Here is a 17,749-nt window from a genome sequence, read left to right as displayed (position 1 = left end):
CAGCAAAGCCGGGCAGATGTTTGTTGGATTTTTGTTGCGGCACGCGCCAGGCGGCAGGTAGCCCGGCCAAGTGCCGGCGCTGGCGGGGCTTACTTGCCGATGCAAAAACGGCTGAAGATCACCCCCAGCAGGTCGTCCGGGGTGAACTGGCCGGTGATTTCCGACAGCGCGTTCTGCGCCAGTCGCAGCTCTTCGGCGAAAATCTCCACCATTTCCCAATCGGTATGCGCCAGCTCCATATGCTCGGCGGCGCGGCGGATGGCGTCCAGGTGGCGTTCGCGTGCCAGGAATACACCTTCGCTGGCACCACTGTAGCCAATCAGTTCCAGCAGGCGGGCTTTCAGCAAGTCGACCCCGGCATGCGTGCGGGCGGACAGGTGCAGCACACTGCGGCCATCCTGCTCGGACAGGCCGATGGCATCACCACTGAGGTCGGCCTTGTTGTAGATGAACAGGCGCGGCAGTTGCGGCGGAATGCGCTCCAGAATAGCCTCCAGCTCGGTGGTAACACCGTCACGGCTATCCACCAGCACCAGCGCCACATCGGCGCGCTCCACCGCCTGCCAGGTGCGTTCGATGCCGATTTTTTCCACCACATCGTCGGTATCGCGCAGGCCGGCGGTATCGATGATGTGCACCGGCACGCCGTCGATGACGATTTCCTCGCGCACGGTGTCGCGGGTGGTGCCGGCGATGTCGGTGACGATGGCAATATCGTCGCCGGCCAGCGCATTCATCAGGCTGGACTTGCCAACATTGGGCTGGCCCACCAGCACCACGTGCATGCCCTCACGCAGGATGGCACCTTGCCGTGCAGTGGCCTGCACCTGTTGCAGACGCTGGCGCAGGGTTTGCAGCTTGCCCAGCGCGTCGGCCTGCTTGAGAAAATCGATTTCCTCTTCCGGGAAATCCAGCGTGGCTTCCACCAGCATGCGCAGGGTGATCAGCTCGTCCACCAGCACATGGATTTCATTGGAAAACGCCCCTTTCAGCGACTTGAGCGCGCTGCGGGCAGCGCTTTCGCTGGAGGCGTCGATCAGGTCGGCCACGCTTTCGGCCTGGGCCAGGTCCATCTTGTCATTGAGAAAAGCGCGCTTGGAGAACTCGCCCGGCTCGGCCAGCCGTGCGCCCAGTTGCAGGCAGCGGCTGAGCAGCATATTGAGCACCACCGGCCCGCCATGGCCTTGCAGCTCCAGCACGTCTTCGCCGGTAAAGCTGTTGGGGCCGGGGAAGTACAGCAGCAGGCCATTGTCGATGGCCTGGCCGTCGGCCGCGTAGAAATCGGTATAGGTGGCATAACGCGGCCTGGGTTGCTTGCCGCCACTCAGTGCCGCAGCAAAGGGCAGCAAGTCGCGCCCGGAAACGCGGATGACGCCCACGCCACCGCGACCGGGAGCGGTAGCAATGGCGCAGATGGTGACAGGAGCGTAGAGGGTAGACATGCGGGCTTTCCTTGCGGCTGACAGGCTGACCGAAGCAGCCGCTACAAGGATGGCGACAGCTGCTTGGGTCAGCTTGCGCTGATTTTTTACTGTATCAGGAAAAAAGCCCGGCCTTCATCTGGCCGGGCTTTGTCAGTCACTACCGTCCGTTTCAGGACTGCAGGGCTACTTTCTTGCTGTTTTCAATGCTCTTGTTGATGTACCACTGCTGGGCAATCGACAGGATGTTGTTGACTGCGTAGTACAGCACCAGACCAGCCGGGAAGAAGAAGAACATGGCCGAGAAGGCAACCGGCATGATTTTCATCATCTTGGCCTGCATCGGGTCAGTCGGCGGCGGGTTCAGGAAGGTTTGCAGGAACATGGTGGCCGCCATGATCACCGGCAGCACATAGAACGGGTCCGGGCGGGCCAGGTCGGTGTACCACAGGATCCACGGTGCCTGACGCAGCTCAACCGAAGCCAGCAGCGCCCAGTACAGGCCGATGAACACCGGAATCTGGATCAGCATGGGCAGACAGCCACCCAGCGGATTCACCTTCTCGCTCTTGTACATCTCCATCACTGCCTGCTGGAACTTCATGCGGTCGTCGCCGTATTGTTCCTTCATGCGTTCCAGACGCGGTGCCAGGGCCTTCATCTTGGCCATGGAACGGTAGGATGCAGCAGTCAGCGGGTAGAAGATGGCCTTGACGGTGAGGGTCAGCAGCACAATGGCCCAGCCCCAGTTCTGTACCAGACCGTGCAGCTTGGTCAGCAGCCAGAACAGCGGCGAAGCAAAGATGTGCACCCAGCCATAGTCCTTGGAATACTCCAGGCCATCGGCAACCTTGGTCAGCACGCTGTAGTCTTCCGGGCCGGCATACAGCGGCACGGTGATGGAGGCGGTCTGGCCGGGGTTGATGACTTTCAGGTCCACGGTGGCAGCAGCCGAATACAGGCCGTTGCTGTCCTTCAGCTCGAAGTGGCAGGATTTTTCATCCTTGCACACGCTGGCAGCGTCCAGCGGCTTCAGTACCCAGGCGGTCATGAAGTAATGCTGCAGCATGCCCACCCAGCCGTCGGTGGCGTTCTTGGCGTAGTCGCCCTTGCCCTTGGCCAGATCGTCGAAGGAAACCTTCTGGAACTTGTTGTCGGAGGTATACACCGCCGGGCCGGTAAAGGTGTGGGCAAAGCGGCCTTCGCCTTCCGGTGCCTGGCCGTCACGCAGCAGACGGTAGTAGGCGGTCGGGGCCAGCGGCGTGCTACCGCCGTTGTGGATATCGAAGCGAACGCCGATATCGTAGCTGCCCTTCTTGAAGGTGTAGGTTTTCACCACCTGCACGCCATTGGCTACCGGGGCGGTCAGTTTCACCTGCAGGCTGTCGCCGCTCAGGGTGTAGCTGGACTGCTCGGCGCTATAGACGGTTTTGTGGGTGGGCAGTGCCGGATTGCTGGCTGCCACCAGGCCGGTCTGGGCTACATACACGCGACCATTCTTGTCGGTGAGCAGCTCGAACGGCTTTTTGGCATCCGTGGCGGAATCGTGTTTCAGCAGGTCGAGCTGACGCAGGTCGCCGCCTACGGTATCGATTTCGGCCTTGATCACATCGGTGCTGACGCGAATGCGCTGACCGGCGCTAAGCTTGGCTGCATCAGCAGGCTGGGCGCTGGCGGTATGGCTGGCCGGTGCGTCCGGCTGCGAAGCCGTTTGGGTCTGTGCCACCTGCTGCGGGGCAGGCTTGGGCGCAAAGTACTCCTGCCACAGCAGGAGGATGCCCATGGACAGGACGATGAAGATTATGAGTCGCTTGGAATCCATCTCTACGATACCGGAAAGTTCAGGGAACCGGGTCATAACCACTGCCACCCCAGGGGTGACAGCGCCCGATGCGTTTCATCGCCAGAAAGCCGCCCTTGCAGGCGCCATGCTTTCTCACCGCCTCGATCGCGTAACTGGAACAGGTCGGCACATAGCGGCACCGTGGTGCCAGCCAGGGGCTGATGGCCAGTTGATAAAAACGGATCAGGAGGATGAGGAGGCGCGACATCGTGCCAGTTTAGCAAAGAGTGTAGACAAGGCGATGACAGCTTCTGCTCTGTCAGCGCGGGAAAAAGCCTGCTTGGCCCGGACGATGTAGTCCTGCGCCGGCAAGCTTGCCTGATTCAGGCGAAACCACTCGCGTACCGTACGCTTGATGTAGTTTCGGCGTACTGCCCGCTTGTGAACCTTTTTGCCGACAACAAGGCCGACACGGGCATGGCCCAGTTCGTTGGGGCGGGCGTACACCTGAAACAAGGCCGTGCTGCGCGATTGCCGCAAACTAAAAACGGATGAAAATTCATCCGTTTTTAATAGCCGGTGCACACGGCGAAAGCGATAAGTCATTGCTAACTTATACGGCCAGGCGCTTGCGACCCTTGGCGCGACGGGCGGCGATAACTGCGCGGCCACCACGGGACTTCATGCGAACGAGGAAGCCGTGAGTGCGCTTGCGGCGGGTATTGGAAGGCTGGTAAGTACGCTTCATGATAAAGAATTCCTGTTTCGAAACGGAAATAAACGCGTGATTTCACAAGAAAAACCGCCGCTTGTCAATGGCAAATTTTTAGCACACCTGTGGATAACTTTGCTGAAAACCGTTAGAATGTCGAAACTTAACGCACCTCACCCCCTGCGTAATTATTAAACGAGACCACCCGCCCAGGGCGGTATGCGCGACAGGAGGATGGTGCAAGCCACTGCCATGCATGAACACATGCCAAGGTTACGCCCCACGCCAGGCGCACTGCGCCGGCCAACCCACCGGGCGGCAAACCATGGCCCATCCCGCCGAACCTGATAATCGTCACGGCGGGTTTTTGCTTTTACTTGTGTGTACTTAATGACCGAACTGGATCAATTCTGGCCTGCCTGCCTCGCTCGCCTCGAGGCCGAACTGTCTTCACAGCAGTTCAACACCTGGATCAAGCCGCTGGCGGCCGAAGCCAACGATGAAGGCATTGCGCTGTTTGCACCCAATCGCTTCATCATGCAGTTCATCAAGGACCGTTTCCTCGGCCGCATTGAAGAACTGGCTGTCGAGCTGGTTGGCGAAGCACCGGTCGAACTGCGCCTGGGTGCGCCCAGCAGCAAGCCGCTGGCCGTGCCGGCAGCCACGGGCAATGGCGCGCGCAAACCCGCGCCCACCCCGGCCGCCAGCAATATTCCCAGCCAGGCCAAGCAGGCCGCGGTAAAAGCCATTGGCGGCAGCCACGAAAGCACCCGGCTCAACCCCTCGTTTACCTTTGACACCCTGGTAACCGGTAAGGGTAACCAGCTGGCGCGTGCAGCGGCCATGCAGATTGCCGAAAATCCGGGCGACCAGGCCTACAACCCGCTGTTTGTCTATGGCGGTGTCGGCCTGGGTAAGACCCACTTGATTCAGGCCATCGGCAACCACGTATTCCAGAAAAACCCGCAAGCCAAGATCCGCTACATCCACGCCGAACGCTATGTGGCCGACATCATGCGCGCCTATCAGCACAAGGCGTTTGACGAGTTCAAGCGCTACTACCATTCGCTGGACCTGCTGCTGATCGACGACATCCAGTTTTTTGCCGGCAAGAACCGCACGCAGGAAGAATTCTTCTACGCCTTCAATGCGCTGATCGAGGGCGGCAAACAGGTCATCATGACCTGCGATACCTACCCCAAGCAGATAGAAGGCATGGAAGAGCGGCTGATCTCGCGCTTCTCCTGGGGCCTGACGGTGGAAATCCAGCCGCCGGAGCTGGAAATGCGTGTGGCTATTTTGATGAAAAAGGCCGAGGCCGACAGTATCAAGCTGGATCACCCGGTGGCGTTTTTCATTGCCCAGAACGTACGCTCCAATGTGCGCGAACTGGAAGGCGCGCTCAAACGCGTGGTGGCCTATGCCCGCTTTACCAACCAGAACATCTCGCTGGATCTGGTAAAAGAAGCGCTGAAAGACATCCTGGCCGCCGGCAACCGCCAGGTCACGGTGGATGCCATCCAGAAAACCGTGGCCGAGTACTACAAGATCAAGCTGTCCGACATGCACAGCAAAAAGCGCAGCCGCGATATCGCCCGGCCGCGCCAGGTGGCGATGGCACTGGCCAAGGAGCTGACCCAGCTTTCCCTGCCCAATATCGGCGACGCCTTTGGCGGGCGCGACCACACCACCGTGCTGCATGCCTGCAAGACCATTGCCGAAATGCGCAGTAATGACGCCGATATGGCACACGATTACGATACGCTGCTATCCATGCTGCGTAACTGAACGATGTTGATTCAACCGATAACTGACTCTGGACACATTCGGGAGCCCGAAACATGCTGATCCTGCAAGCCGAACGCGATGCCCTTCTCAAGCCCCTGCTGGCGGTGACCGGTATTGTCGAACGACGCCATACCCTGCCGATTCTTTCCAATGTACTGATTGAAAAGAAGGGCGGCCAGGTAGGCTTTCTGGCCACCGATCTGGAAATCCAGATCACCACCGCCAGTGCCGACGAACTGCCGGGCGAAGACTTCCGCCTGACCACCTCGGCCAAAAAGCTGCAGGACATCCTGCGCGCCATCCCGGACAAGGCCACGGTCACGCTGGAACAGCTGGACGGCCGCCTGACGCTGAAAGCCGGCAAGAGCCGCTTCAATCTGCAAACCCTGCCGGCGGAAGACTTCCCGCTGCTGTCGGTGGGCTCGGCCTCGGACGCCAGCTTCACCCTGCCGCAGCGCGAACTGAAGCGCCTTATCTCGCAGGTGCAGTTTGCCATGGCCGTGCAGGACATCCGTTACTACCTCAACGGCCTGTTGATGCAGACTGATGGCAACCAGGTGAAGCTGATCGCCACCGACGGCCACCGCCTGGCCTTTGCCAGCGCCGACGTGGAAGCCACCCTGCCCAAGGCCGAAGTCATCCTGCCGCGCAAGACCATCCTGGAGCTGTACAAGCTGCTGCAGGACAGTGACGACGAAATCAATATTGAAGTGCTGGCCAACCAGGTGCGCTTCAGCTTTGGTTCCACCGTGATCATCAGCAAGGTGGTAGACGGCAAGTTCCCCGACTACAACCGGGTGATTCCGCTGGATAACGACAAGATCTTCCTGATCGAACGCCTCACCTTCCTGCACGCGCTGCAACGCGCCGCCATTCTGGCCAACGAGAAATTCCGTGGCGTGCGGCTGGTACTGGCACCGGGCAAGATGTCCATCCTGTGTACCAATAGCGAGCAGGAAGAAGCGGAAGAAGAACTGGAAATCGCCTATCAGGGCGGCGAGCTGGAAATCGGCTTCAACATCAATTACCTGCTGGATGTGCTGACCAACCTGCCGGCCGACACGCTGCAAATGGCGTTTGGCGACTCCAACCGCAGCACGCTGGTCACCATTCCCGACTACAGCAACTTCAAGTACATCGTGATGCCAATGCGCATCTAAGGGAGTAGTCAGTAGGAAGTGGGGAGTCGGGTTTGACCACTCCCCTCGGCAGGTCTTGAATTTGACTTTATTACAGCAGGAAGCGTGATGACGGATTGGCTTACTCCCCACTCCCGACTCCCCACTCCCGCTGTTCAGGAATAAGCATGAGCGAACAGGAATACGGCGCGGATAGCATTAAAGTCCTCAAGGGTCTGGATGCAGTACGCAAACGCCCCGGCATGTACATTGGCGATACCTCGGACGGCACCGGTCTGCACCACATGGTGTTCGAAGTGCTGGACAACGCCATTGACGAAGCCCTGGCCGGCCATGCCGACACCATCAAGGTCATCATCAACCCCGACAACTCCATCACCGTATCGGACAACGGCCGGGGCATCCCCACCGACATCCACCCGGAAGAAGGACGTTCGGCGGCCGAAGTGATCATGACCATCCTGCACGCCGGCGGCAAATTCGACAGCAACAGCTACAAGATCTCCGGCGGCCTGCACGGCGTGGGCGTCTCCGTGGTGAACGCGCTGTCCGACTGGCTGAAGCTGAAGATCTGGCGTGACGGCAAGGTGCACGAAATGGAATTCCGCCGTGGCGATGCCGTGGCCCCGCTCACCGTCACCGGCCACAGCAACCACCGTGGCACCGAAGTCACCTTCCGCGCCAGCGAAGAAACCTTCGGCCTGGTGGAATTTCACTTCGACATCCTGGCCAAGCGCATCCGCGAACTGTCCTTCCTCAACCAGGGCGTGGGCATCAACCTGCTGGACAAGCGCAGCGGCAAGGAAGAAAACTTCGCCTTCTCCGGTGGCGTAGCCGGCTTTGTCGAATACATGAACCGCAACAAGACCGTGCTGCACCCCAAGGTGTTCCACGGCATTGGCGAAAAAGACGGCATGACGGTGGAAGTGGCCATGCAATGGAACGACTCCTACCAGGAAAGCGTCCAGTGCTTCACCAACAACATCCCGCAGCGTGATGGCGGCACCCACATGACCGCGCTGCGTCAGGTGATGACCCGTACGCTCAACCAGTACATCGAAGAACACGAAGTAGCCAAAAAGGCCAAGGTGGACACCACCGGCGACGACATGCGCGAAGGCCTCACCTGCGTACTCTCCGTCAAGCTGCCGGACCCCAAGTTCTCCAGCCAGACCAAGGACAAACTGGTCTCCGGCGAAATCGGCCCGGTGGTCAACGAAGTCATCAGCGAAGCGCTCAAGAGCTATTTGCTGGAAAACCCCAACGATGCCAAAACCATCTGCGGCAAGATCGTCGATGCAGCCCGCGCCCGTGAAGCCGCGCGCAAAGCCCGCGAAATCACCCGCCGCAAAGGCATCATGGACGGCCTGGGCCTGCCCGGCAAACTGGCCGACTGCCAGGAAAAAGACCCCAAGTTGTGCGAACTGTACCTGGTCGAGGGCGACTCCGCCGGCGGCTCCGCCAAACAAGGCCGCGACCGCAAATTCCAGGCCATCCTGCCGCTGAAGGGCAAGATCCTCAACGTGGAACGCGCCCGCTTCGACAAGATGCTGCAAAGCCAGGAAGTCGCCACCCTGATCACCGCCATGGGCTGCGGTATCGGCAAGGACGAATACAACCCGGACAAGCTGCGCTACCACCGCATCATCATCATGACTGACGCCGACGTCGATGGCGCGCACATCCGCACCCTGCTGCTCACCTTCTTCTACCGCCAGATGCACGAACTGGTAGAACGCGGCCACATCTACATCGCCCAGCCGCCGCTGTACAAGGCCAAGCACGGCAAGCAAGAGCGCTACCTGAAGGACGACTACGAGCTGAACCAGTACCTGCTGCAACTGGCACTGGAAAAAGCCGAACTCGTCCCCGGCACCGACGCCGCCCCGCTGGCCGGCGACACCCTGGCCGAAGTAGCCCGCCAGTTCCTGCTGGCCCGCGCCGTGATCGAACGCGAAAGCCGCGTGATCGACCCGCTGGTACTGGAAGCCATGCTCAAGTCCGGCCGCCTGTCACTGGAAACCGAGCAAGCCTCCAACGACACCATCGCCCGCCTGCGCGCACTGGTACCGGCAGAGGCCATCACGCTGGAACTGCTGCACGACGAAAAGAACGACGGCCACCTGATCAAGATCATCCGCAAACTGCACGGCAACGTGCTGGTGACCGTGCTAGACCAGGACTTCCTGGAAACCGGCGACTACGCGGAACTGGCCAAAACCGGCGAACTGCTGAGCGGCCTGCTGCAAGAAGGCGCAGCAGTACGCCGTGGCGAAACCGTGAAGCCGATCAGCGAATTTGGCCAGGCACTGGACTGGCTGCTGGCCGAAGTGAAAAAGGGCATGAACATCCAGCGCTACAAAGGCCTGGGCGAAATGAACCCGGAACAACTGTGGGAAACCACCATGGACCCGAACGTGCGCCGCCTGCTGAAGGTACGTATCGAGGACGTGATGGGTGCCGACGACGTGTTCACCACCCTGATGGGCGACGACGTGGAACCCCGCCGCGCCTTCATCGAAGGCAATGCCCTGATTGCGCGGAATATTGATGTGTAAGCACAGACGGGTGACATCGCAAGTAAAAGTTGTTCGCAAAAGTAAAAACTAGCGACTCAGCTAATAAAAAAAGCTCCAACATGGAGCTTTTTTTATTTAAGGCCAGACTAAGCGAGATCTACGATGGACAGATACATCAGTCTGTATCTACCAAATTGTGCATTTTAATTTTCAATATAATTACCGAAAATTTCTACCATCTTTTCTTTCCATACCGCAGGCAGGTCTGCCCAATCATCTCCCCAAGTTTGTGTATGTTGATATGCTTTAAATGGCTTCTCTGAACTTGGGGCAAGGTATCCCATTTCATCTTCAATGTTCTCATGCATCTGAATAACTTTACCACAGCCCGCAAGTGCCTCAGCAATTGGTTGATTGAATATTTCAGCTCCTGGAACACCCCCGTCACGGTCATGCACAACAATAGGGCTAATGCCCATAGCGACAAGATACTTCACTAACCCAATGATTGAGGCCTTCCCCCTTGCCTTTACTATTTCGAAGTCTGAGATAATTTTAAGGTAACGCTCTTTGGGAAGTCGTTTGAGAGTTTCTTTAAGAACAATCTCTTCAGTATCACCCTCAATGATTACGACATTTTTGGTAAAAAACACTCTTGCCACGTGATCATCAACTCGCAAAAGCATCTTTACATGTGCTTTGGCATCATCCGCCAAGGCTAGGTATGCGTCAGTTACATTAAAAGGAGATACATGAACTCCATCGGCATTAGATTGAAGGCTGTTTAATACTTGTTTCGGTTTTCGTGCAAGATCAATAATGAAAGGTGAATGTGTCGTGGCAACAATTTGCGAATCATGACTGCTCAATTCATAGATTGTGTCACGCATTTGGTTCGCTGCACTTGGGTGTAAATAGATCTCAGGCTCTTCAAAGCAAACGAGTAGCGATCGTGAATGATCATCTTCTCTCTTTGAAAGCCATTTCTGACGAAACCTGAGCATGCCAAATGCTGCCGCTCGAATCATCCCCGACCCTTGATAGCTAACGGGAGTTCGAACGTTGCTAGACATCTCGACATTGAATGTCGGCTTCAACGCTGTCTTAGGATCATTCAGGCTCGCCGTAGCATGAAGTTGTGAATCTGGAAAAATACTTGCAAGTACAGAGTTCAATTCAGAAATCATCTTTCCGAATTCAGAGCTACTATCTTCTGGGTCTAGCTCTTTGGCAAGCTTGTCCAAATAGCCTTGTGCATGTGCATAGTTTTCCGATGCGCCACGTACATCTTCAAATAATTCGTTCAGTGTCTTTCCAAGCACTCCTGAAGCAGCACCCTCGATTTCTCCTGCTGAGGTATCTGCCGGTATAAGCAAAAAACGCGGTAACATTTTTAAAACCACACCGGGAATACCTCCCGGATTCTGAAACCATGTCTCCGTTTCCTTTGTATCCCAAATAGCATCTAGCTGATCAAGCTTCTCCTGCATTGCTTTGTTTACAATTCTGGCAGTGAGATCAGGGAAAATATCTTGAACATCAGCAAAGGGAGCTCCACTATCAATTAAATCCTGAACCGTCTTGCAGGATGAGAACTCTGGCTTGATAGTGCGTTCTTTTGACTTAAATTCGATAATGACATCCTTGCCTAGCGGGTATGTTTTCTTATATGTAACGGACAGCCCCGAATCCAATGCATCATCTGTATGATAGGAAAAAATTCTCCCCTTGAACCCTCGCCACTCCTTTGCTTCAACTGGAAGATTTCTAAACTCAGCTTCCAGTGTAATTGTATCTACTGCTGGCTTGGTCTCTCCAGTTTCATCATCAACGATAGAGAAATATTCAGGACTTGGAATCGTCTTTTTTGCTGACAGCAGACATTCAATTGCTTTCAATACGGTACTTTTACCTGCATTATTGGAACCTATTAGAAATGTTGCCTCACCAAAAATAATTTTTGCTGATTTAATTCTTTTGAATCCTTCAATCTGTAGCGAGTGCAACTTCATGCATTGCTCCTTTGAATAACAGTGCGTTTAAATTCCAGCAATAAATAATTTTTTAAAACTACTAAATGGCATTGTCTTTACCAGATACCTTTGTACCCACCACTAATCAGCAAAAAACCGATGTTACTCTAGGATTCGGATATAAATTTTGAACGAACAGCGACCCACATTGAGTTACCCCCTCATCCCCAGCACCTGCCTACACCTCGGATAGTTGTGACACCCCCAAAAATCCGGGCGGCCTGCTTTGCCGTTTACATGGCGCATGGGTATGCCGCAATGCGGACAAGTGGGGGTGGTGTAGTCGCCACGGATGGCAAATTCCAGTAGCTGTTGTTTTGCAGCAGTGGGCAGGCGCTCGATCATGGTCAGCATCGTGGCACCGTCGATCAGGGATATGTGGTTGCTGCGGGCCACTTGCTTGGCGTCGTCGGAAAACTTGCCGCTGGTCATGAAGAAGGCTTTGGTGATTTTTTCGTGCGTCATCACGCCCAGTAATTCGCGCACGGGTTTCACGCCCACATAGCGTTCGCCCCAGGCCTTGCACTGTACGATTGACGTTGCCTGCCCGGAATCATCCTGAAACAGGCGGATATCGATGCCGCCATCCGGCCCCAGCGGGGTGGTTTCACTTTTAATGCCGTGCAGTTGGTAAAACTGCTGACATACATCTTCAAAGCGTTTCCATTCCAGACTATGAATCAGTGCCAGCGACCAGACTTGGGGTTTGGACGTTGGCGTGGGTTTGGTAATGGTAGGCGGGGGGACATGCGCATCAGCGACGACATCATGTGGAGGGGCTGTGCTTGGCCGTGGTGTGGCGGGGGTGAGTGGCGGAATAACCCGTTTGTTGGCGGGTGGACGTTGGCCAAACTCGCGCAGGGCTGCTAATGCAGCAAGCAGGAAAAAGAAACCAGCAGGCAGCCACGCCATGGTGGCAAAGGCTTGTGACAGCGGTTTCAAGAACATATTGCCCGCCCACATGGCGGGCAGTATCTGCTTGAACAGAATCAAACTGGCAACAGCAAAGCCCACACTGATATACCACGGCGAGGCAATCAGCCCCTGAGCGAAACTCTGCTTTGGCTTGCGACGGGCCACACCCACTCTCCCTTAGCATCAATAAATTGACCCCAACAGGAAAACACGCGATTGGCATAAGCACAAGCCTGAAAAGCAGTTAATACGCAATGGGGTGGGTGTGTGATGGCGGAACGCCCCAAAAATCGCGGGGCTTCCACCCTACAGATCTGACCTTATAAGCCGGGAGCCGGGCCGATCATTGCCTCAATACCTTCTGATGCCACTTCTTCCAGAAACAGATCAAAGGCTTCCTGATCGGTAGCGAACTCGCCATCGTAAACTGTTGAGTTGTCGTACTGATCGACGATTTCCAGTGTCCAGCCGCTATCCGGCAGGCGATAGATGAACACCTCCACCGTTTTGCCATCGGCGGTGTATTTCTGTTGCAGCGGGGAGTAGATCAGGTCTTTTTCGTCGTACATGGCTGGTTTCTCGTGGTGGGGTCTGATGTTTGTCAGTGCCTCTAGCCGACGGCTAGGATGGCATCGAGGTTGTACAGCGTAACAGGGTGGTTTACTTCTCGGCCCCCTTCGGTTTGAACTACCGAGGATTCCTCGGTAGTTGCCTCCCGCAGCAACTTGCCATCCTCAAAGATTTTCTTGAGATGCAGCCCCACATTGTCCGTGCTCACATCAAACAACTGAGCCATTTCACGCTGTGTCAGCCAGACCGGCTGGTGTTTCGCCCGCAATTTGATTTGGCCAAGGCACTGATTCTCAAAGCCTACGAGCGGTAAGCGATCACAAAAAAAGCCCACCACGTCTGAACATGGTGGGCTTTTTTATGCTTTTACAGTCCTTGGTGGGAGCCGCTTTGGTACCGGTTTCCTGTTGTTGGTAACGCCTTTGCCATCTTGGGTGGCTGGCATTGGTTTGTCAGCCGCTTTTACGTCACATTCTTTACTCTGCCTTGCCGGATTGCGCGGGACATCAATCTGCTCATCCATTGGCTTGCTCATCCACGCCGTGTCGTCTGGTCGGGTGTTGGCTTTTGGCTGGCCGCCTGCCTTGCTTCTAGTACTCTTATCGGCTGATAATCCCCCGGTGTCGTTCAATAGCGGCATCAGGTTTGGCGACCTGTGACCTAAGACGGACTGACGCAGCTGCGACTGCGGAGTGTCCGAACACACCATTGCTTCGCAGCATCTATGGCGGGCCTTGGTGGGGATACCTTCGGGTATGCCGGTTCTTAGGTCCGGTTCGCCAACCCTGCCTTGCGCCTGCCACCTCCGTTTGGCGACGTGTGGCGGGTGAACCTACCTAAGGAGGGTTTTGCCATGAGCAGCACGCCTCGCGCTACACCGCCGTCCGGGCGGCCGTCTTTTTCTCCCCCTCAGTCTGCTCCGCAGTTTGCCCAGTTCTTGCAGCATGCTTGCCTGCCGCTGGGGCCGCTGCATGCCAGCCTGTCTGCCATGCAGGCGGCGCTGGGTGATCAGCCCGCACCGGCCGTGGCGCAGGCCTGGCAGGATGTGCTGGCGGTCTGCCATCGGCTGGAGGCGCAGCTGACTGAGGTGGATGCGCGCTTGCTGGAAAGCCGCCGCACGCTGGAAGGTTTGCTGCAGTTGCTGAATACCGAGCATGCGGCCGCGCTGGAGCCGAGCGACCAGTATCTGATCCTGCAGCATCTGCATAATCTGCTCACCCGCACGCTGGCCGCCCTACAGCGGTTTTAGCGCCGCTGACAAAAGCCCTGCTACGCGTGACGCATCCTGGCGCAGCCTTTCTTTTCTGTGCCGGCGCGTAGTGTGGCAGGGCGCTGCGCTGTTTTGTCTGCCGCTATGCGGACCAGCCATTCTGTGCGGTTCAAGCTGGCTGGTTTGTTAATGCCATATAATTATTTTCATTCCTTAACATCTTATTTACCTTTTAATATCTTGATTTGCACTAATTTAACAATTATTGTCTTGTGGCAATTATTGTTAAGAGTATTCAAGAAATGTTTCCCTTCAGACAAAAATACATGGCCAGGCCACTGCTGCTGCAGCCGCCAGCGGAGGGCTTCAGGGGCAAGGCCGTGCGCTGGATGATGGTTTGTCTGGATGCCATCATCGAACAGATGTGTGGTATCAGCATGCTGTGTCTGCTTATCCTGCTCACCCTGGGTTTCATGTTTTTAATTAAATAATTCCCGCCATACTCTGCCTCATGCCCGTCCCTGGCATACCACTGCCCTGCTTTTATCTGCCATAGCCGGCATACATGCTGTGGTGAATACTGGCACGGCCACTTGCTTTATTCGGCTTTAGCCATCTGCACTCCCAGCATTGCCCCGCAATGATCTGGCGCTATTCCTACCTCCAAATAATTCATGCTGATTTGTTTTGGCTATCATATTAATTGAAAATATCAATTCGCCTGCCAGCATTTTGATTTGTGCTATTTGATCTGCGACAAATCAGCCCGCCTTAATCTGCCTCATCTTGTCTCCCAGCCTTGGCCATGCATTATCCTGGCACTGCGGGATTATTTAGGCTGGCATTACGCCCGGATTATGCACGGCTTAATCCGGGCTGCCATACGCATGCTGAACACCATAATTTAACAGCGATATTTATAATAAAAAGCCGTAACGGATCATTGCCAACACACCACAACACGCGACGCGCAGTGCGCAAACAGAATTTTTCAACCGCAAATGGAGATGGCAATGCAATCCCTTAAATATCTCGGCATGATGTTTCCGCTATGGCTGGCAATATCTGCCAATGCTGCACCCAGTATTCAGAGTGAGCCGATTCAACCTATTCCCAAAGCCGTCATTAAAAACCCGGCCATGGTGGAATTAGGCAAAAAGCTGTTTTTTGAACCGCGCCTGTCCAAGTCGGGTTTCATTTCCTGTAATTCCTGTCACAACCTGTCTACCGGCGGCAGTGACAATCTCAGTTCGTCGATTGGTGACCATTGGCAGCAAGGGCCTATCCGTTCGCCTTCGGTGCTTAATTCCAGCATGAATGTGGCGCAGTTCTGGGATGGCCGTGCCAAGTCCTTGCAGGAGCAGGCCAGCGGCCCGATTGCCAATCCCCGGGAAATGGCGTCCAACCATGTGCTGGCGCTGGATGTGCTGCGCTCCATTCCCGCCTATGTGAATGAGTTCAACCAGGTGTTTGGCCGCAAGCAAATCACCATGCAGGAGGTAACCCAGGCGATTGCTGCGTTTGAGGAAACCCTGGTCACGCCGGATTCGCGCTTTGACCAGTGGCTGAAGGGCAACAAGAAAGCGCTGAATGCGCAGGAGTTGCGCGGCTATCAAACCTTCAAGACCGCCGGTTGTGTGGCCTGCCATAACGGCCCGGCGGTGGGGGGCAATTCCTTCCAAAAAATGGGCCTGGTGGCGCCGTACCAAACCAGCAACCCGGCGCAGGGCCGGGCCGGTGTCACCGGTAACGATGCCGACCGCATGGCGTTCAAGGTGCCGTCCTTGCGCAATGTGGCATTGCGTGCGCCCTATTTCCATGATGCCGGTGCCCCGACGCTGGAGGCTGCGGTGTCCACCATGGGTAAGCTGCAGCTGGGCCGGGCCTTCAATCAGCAGGAGATAGGCGATATCGTCGCCTTCCTGCATACGCTGACCGGCAAGCAGCCGCAGATCGTGCTGCCGATTCTGCCGGCTTCCAGCAATAACACGCCGCACCCGACGCCTTTCAACTAGGCGCTGCTGAGAATATCCTGCTACGGCATTGCGCCGCCTTGCCCCTGCGACGCAACGCTATCTTGTTAGCCGCGGTCAAGCGGCAGCACGCCAGCGGGTTTTGACATGGCAACAGGTCTGCTGATTTGGCAGGCCTGTTTGCTTTTCAAGCACTAGCCGGTCTTTTGTGCCGCAAAACCCTGACTTTCCCTAAAAAATCAGCAATTTCTGATATGGCGCAACATCCTGGCCGGCCGGCGGCTGGATCATGGCAAGCGCTCTGCCAGCTGCGATCAGCAGCGGCTCACCCTTGTCCGGCTTGGTTTTGCTCCGTGTTCAGCAAAAAATGTCATTTACATTAATGTAAAATTTGCAAATATTGACTTCAAGATGGCCGAACATTAGCTTATAACCTAAGCTGAAACGGTTTAGCCAAAGTCATTCCAATGGGTTTAATCTGGCGAATCATTGCTACTTTCTGATTTCGGGATACATGATGACCATCACGAAAAAATTATTGCTCACCTTGTCGATTGCATTGGCCGGCATGTTGCTGGTTGGTGGTTATGCCATTCACGCGCTGCATGATGGGCAGCAGCGCTTCGGGTATGTGCGGAACAGTACCTTTCCCGATCTGAAAGTCATGCAGGGCACGCTGCGGGCTGTGGCGGATATCCGTGCCAATACCTTGCGCCATGTACTGGCCAGCTCGGCCGAGCAAAAAGCAGTGGCCGAAAAAAACCTGGCCGATGCCGACCAGCGCTTTGACACACTGATGGAGTCGTACCAGATCAATGCCAGCGCGAGCGATGAAGACCGCCAGCTGCTGGCGGCAGACAAGACGATGATGGCGCAGTACCGCGAGGGCCGCAGCCGGATTCTGGCCTTGTCGCGCAACAACCAGACCGAACAGGCGGTGGCGCTGATCAATAGTGAATTCAGCCAGACCGCCACCCAGCTGATGCAGGCGGTAGAACAGCATGCCAAGTTCAATTACCGGCTGGCCGAGCAGCTGGCGGCGGATAACGATCACACCTACCAGACGGTATTTGCCGTGGCACTGGGGCTGATGGCCGTGGCGCTGCTGGTCACCAGCGTGCTGGCCCTGATGCTGTATCGCAGCATCAGTCACGGGCTGGGCAGCATCCAGCACACCATCGAAACGGTCAGCAGCCAGCGGGATTTCCGCCTGCGCGCCGACAGCAGCAGCCAGGATGAAATCGGCCTGACCGCCCGCGCCTTCAACCAGCTGCTGGATGGCCTGCAGCAGTCGTTTGGCCAGTTGGCCAATGGCGCGCATCAGGTGAAGCGCTCGTCGCAGGAACTGGCACAAACCGCCAATGAGGTATCGATGGCCTCTGGCGCGCAAAGCGAGGCCTCGGCCAATATCGCCGCCACCATCGAGCAGATGACGGTAAGCATCAACCATGTGGCCGACCAGTCGGCCCAGCAAAGTGCTGGTGCCAAATCGGCCCAGACGCTGGTGCTGGACAGCAGCGGCATCATCGAACAGACCATCCACGACATCCACCAGATTTCCCAGGTGGTCACCGTGTCGGCCAGCAGCATTCATGAGATGGAAGCGCATAGCGGCGAGGTGGCAACCGTGATCAATGTGATCCGCGATATTGCCGACCAGACCAATCTGCTGGCACTGAATGCCGC

General features: G+C 56.2%; 15 protein-coding genes. 7 read left to right on the top strand and 8 right to left on the bottom strand.

All coding sequences use genetic code 11. The features are described from left to right. Nucleotides 1-89 precede the first annotated feature (89 nt). From mnmE to rpmH, 5 genes are all read right to left on the bottom strand, one after another. Nucleotides 90-1,442 carry a tRNA uridine-5-carboxymethylaminomethyl(34) synthesis GTPase MnmE gene (gene mnmE, locus EAY64_RS04875; protein ID WP_103523667.1) on the bottom strand — a complete coding sequence of 451 codons (1,353 nt, stop codon included), beginning with the start codon at nucleotides 1,440-1,442 and terminating at the stop codon, nucleotides 90-92. A 151-nt stretch (nucleotides 1,443-1,593) separates the two neighbouring features. After that, nucleotides 1,594-3,243 carry a membrane protein insertase YidC gene (gene yidC, locus EAY64_RS04870; RefSeq protein ID WP_103523666.1) on the bottom strand — a complete coding sequence of 550 codons (1,650 nt, stop codon included), beginning with the start codon at nucleotides 3,241-3,243 and terminating at the stop codon, nucleotides 1,594-1,596. Nucleotides 3,244-3,262: 19 nt separating this feature from the next. Further along, complete coding sequence (gene yidD / locus EAY64_RS04865) at nucleotides 3,263-3,472, bottom strand: membrane protein insertion efficiency factor YidD (protein ID WP_045848138.1); 210 nt, start codon at nucleotides 3,470-3,472, stop codon at nucleotides 3,263-3,265. Then, entirely contained in the window at nucleotides 3,448-3,810 is a 363-nt protein-coding gene (gene rnpA / locus EAY64_RS04860; RefSeq protein ID WP_103523665.1) for a ribonuclease P protein component, read from the bottom strand. The genes yidD and rnpA overlap by 25 nt, the downstream gene beginning before the upstream one ends. Before the next feature lie 7 nt (nucleotides 3,811-3,817). Then, the gene (rpmH, locus tag EAY64_RS04855; RefSeq protein WP_103523664.1) at nucleotides 3,818-3,952 is read right to left on the bottom strand and encodes a 50S ribosomal protein L34; all 135 of its coding nucleotides are present in this window, start codon (nucleotides 3,950-3,952) and stop codon (nucleotides 3,818-3,820) included. 354 nt (nucleotides 3,953-4,306) lie between these two features. Here rpmH and dnaA point away from each other — a divergent pair, with 354 nt between their 5' ends. The 3 genes from dnaA (at nucleotide 4,307) to gyrB (ending at nucleotide 9,401) form a co-directional block, all read left to right on the top strand. Beyond that, on the top strand, nucleotides 4,307-5,704 hold the full coding sequence (dnaA, locus tag EAY64_RS04850) for a chromosomal replication initiator protein DnaA (protein ID WP_103523663.1): 1,398 nt from the start codon (nucleotides 4,307-4,309) through the stop codon (nucleotides 5,702-5,704). A gap of 53 nt (nucleotides 5,705-5,757) precedes the next feature. Next, the gene (dnaN, locus tag EAY64_RS04845) at nucleotides 5,758-6,864 is read left to right on the top strand and encodes a DNA polymerase III subunit beta (RefSeq protein ID WP_103523662.1); all 1,107 of its coding nucleotides are present in this window, start codon (nucleotides 5,758-5,760) and stop codon (nucleotides 6,862-6,864) included. Nucleotides 6,865-7,010: 146 nt separating this feature from the next. Beyond that, nucleotides 7,011-9,401 carry a DNA topoisomerase (ATP-hydrolyzing) subunit B gene (gene gyrB / locus EAY64_RS04840; RefSeq protein WP_103523661.1) on the top strand — a complete coding sequence of 797 codons (2,391 nt, stop codon included), beginning with the start codon at nucleotides 7,011-7,013 and terminating at the stop codon, nucleotides 9,399-9,401. A 164-nt stretch (nucleotides 9,402-9,565) separates the two neighbouring features. On the opposite strand, the gene EAY64_RS04835 is transcribed toward gyrB, so the two are convergent. The 3 genes from EAY64_RS04835 to EAY64_RS04825 all read right to left on the bottom strand — a co-directional run bounded on the left by EAY64_RS04835 (nucleotide 9,566) and on the right by EAY64_RS04825 (nucleotide 12,879). Beyond that, the gene (locus tag EAY64_RS04835; RefSeq protein WP_103523660.1) at nucleotides 9,566-11,374 is read right to left on the bottom strand and encodes an ATP-dependent nuclease; all 1,809 of its coding nucleotides are present in this window, start codon (nucleotides 11,372-11,374) and stop codon (nucleotides 9,566-9,568) included. A 174-nt stretch (nucleotides 11,375-11,548) separates the two neighbouring features. Then, a complete protein-coding gene (locus EAY64_RS04830; RefSeq protein WP_103523659.1) occupies nucleotides 11,549-12,475 on the bottom strand; it encodes a restriction endonuclease in 927 nt (308 codons plus the stop codon). 155 nt (nucleotides 12,476-12,630) lie between these two features. After that, a complete protein-coding gene (locus EAY64_RS04825) occupies nucleotides 12,631-12,879 on the bottom strand; it encodes a hypothetical protein (protein WP_103523658.1) in 249 nt (82 codons plus the stop codon). Nucleotides 12,880-13,733: 854 nt separating this feature from the next. Between EAY64_RS04825 and EAY64_RS04815 the strand changes: the two genes are divergently transcribed. The 4 genes from EAY64_RS04815 to EAY64_RS04800 form a co-directional block, all read left to right on the top strand. Beyond that, nucleotides 13,734-14,129 carry a hypothetical protein gene (locus EAY64_RS04815; protein ID WP_147456178.1) on the top strand — a complete coding sequence of 132 codons (396 nt, stop codon included), beginning with the start codon at nucleotides 13,734-13,736 and terminating at the stop codon, nucleotides 14,127-14,129. A 233-nt stretch (nucleotides 14,130-14,362) separates the two neighbouring features. Continuing rightward, the gene (locus EAY64_RS04810; protein WP_147456177.1) at nucleotides 14,363-14,581 is read left to right on the top strand and encodes a hypothetical protein; all 219 of its coding nucleotides are present in this window, start codon (nucleotides 14,363-14,365) and stop codon (nucleotides 14,579-14,581) included. Between the two features lie 522 nt (nucleotides 14,582-15,103). Next, nucleotides 15,104-16,105 (top strand): cytochrome-c peroxidase, encoded by a 1,002-nt coding sequence (locus EAY64_RS04805; RefSeq protein ID WP_199734386.1) that lies wholly within the window; start codon nucleotides 15,104-15,106, stop codon nucleotides 16,103-16,105. Between the two features lie 475 nt (nucleotides 16,106-16,580). Next, nucleotides 16,581-17,749 (top strand): methyl-accepting chemotaxis protein (locus EAY64_RS04800; RefSeq protein ID WP_158604609.1); only part of this gene is annotated, 1,169 nt, incomplete at its 3' end.

The sequence above is a fragment of the Aquitalea palustris genome, assembly GCF_003693445.1.
In the GTDB taxonomy this organism is placed as follows: domain Bacteria; phylum Pseudomonadota; class Gammaproteobacteria; order Burkholderiales; family Chromobacteriaceae; genus Aquitalea; species Aquitalea palustris.
The sequence above is the reverse complement of the archived record's forward strand: the minus strand, read 5'-3'. Positions and strand labels throughout refer to the sequence as shown.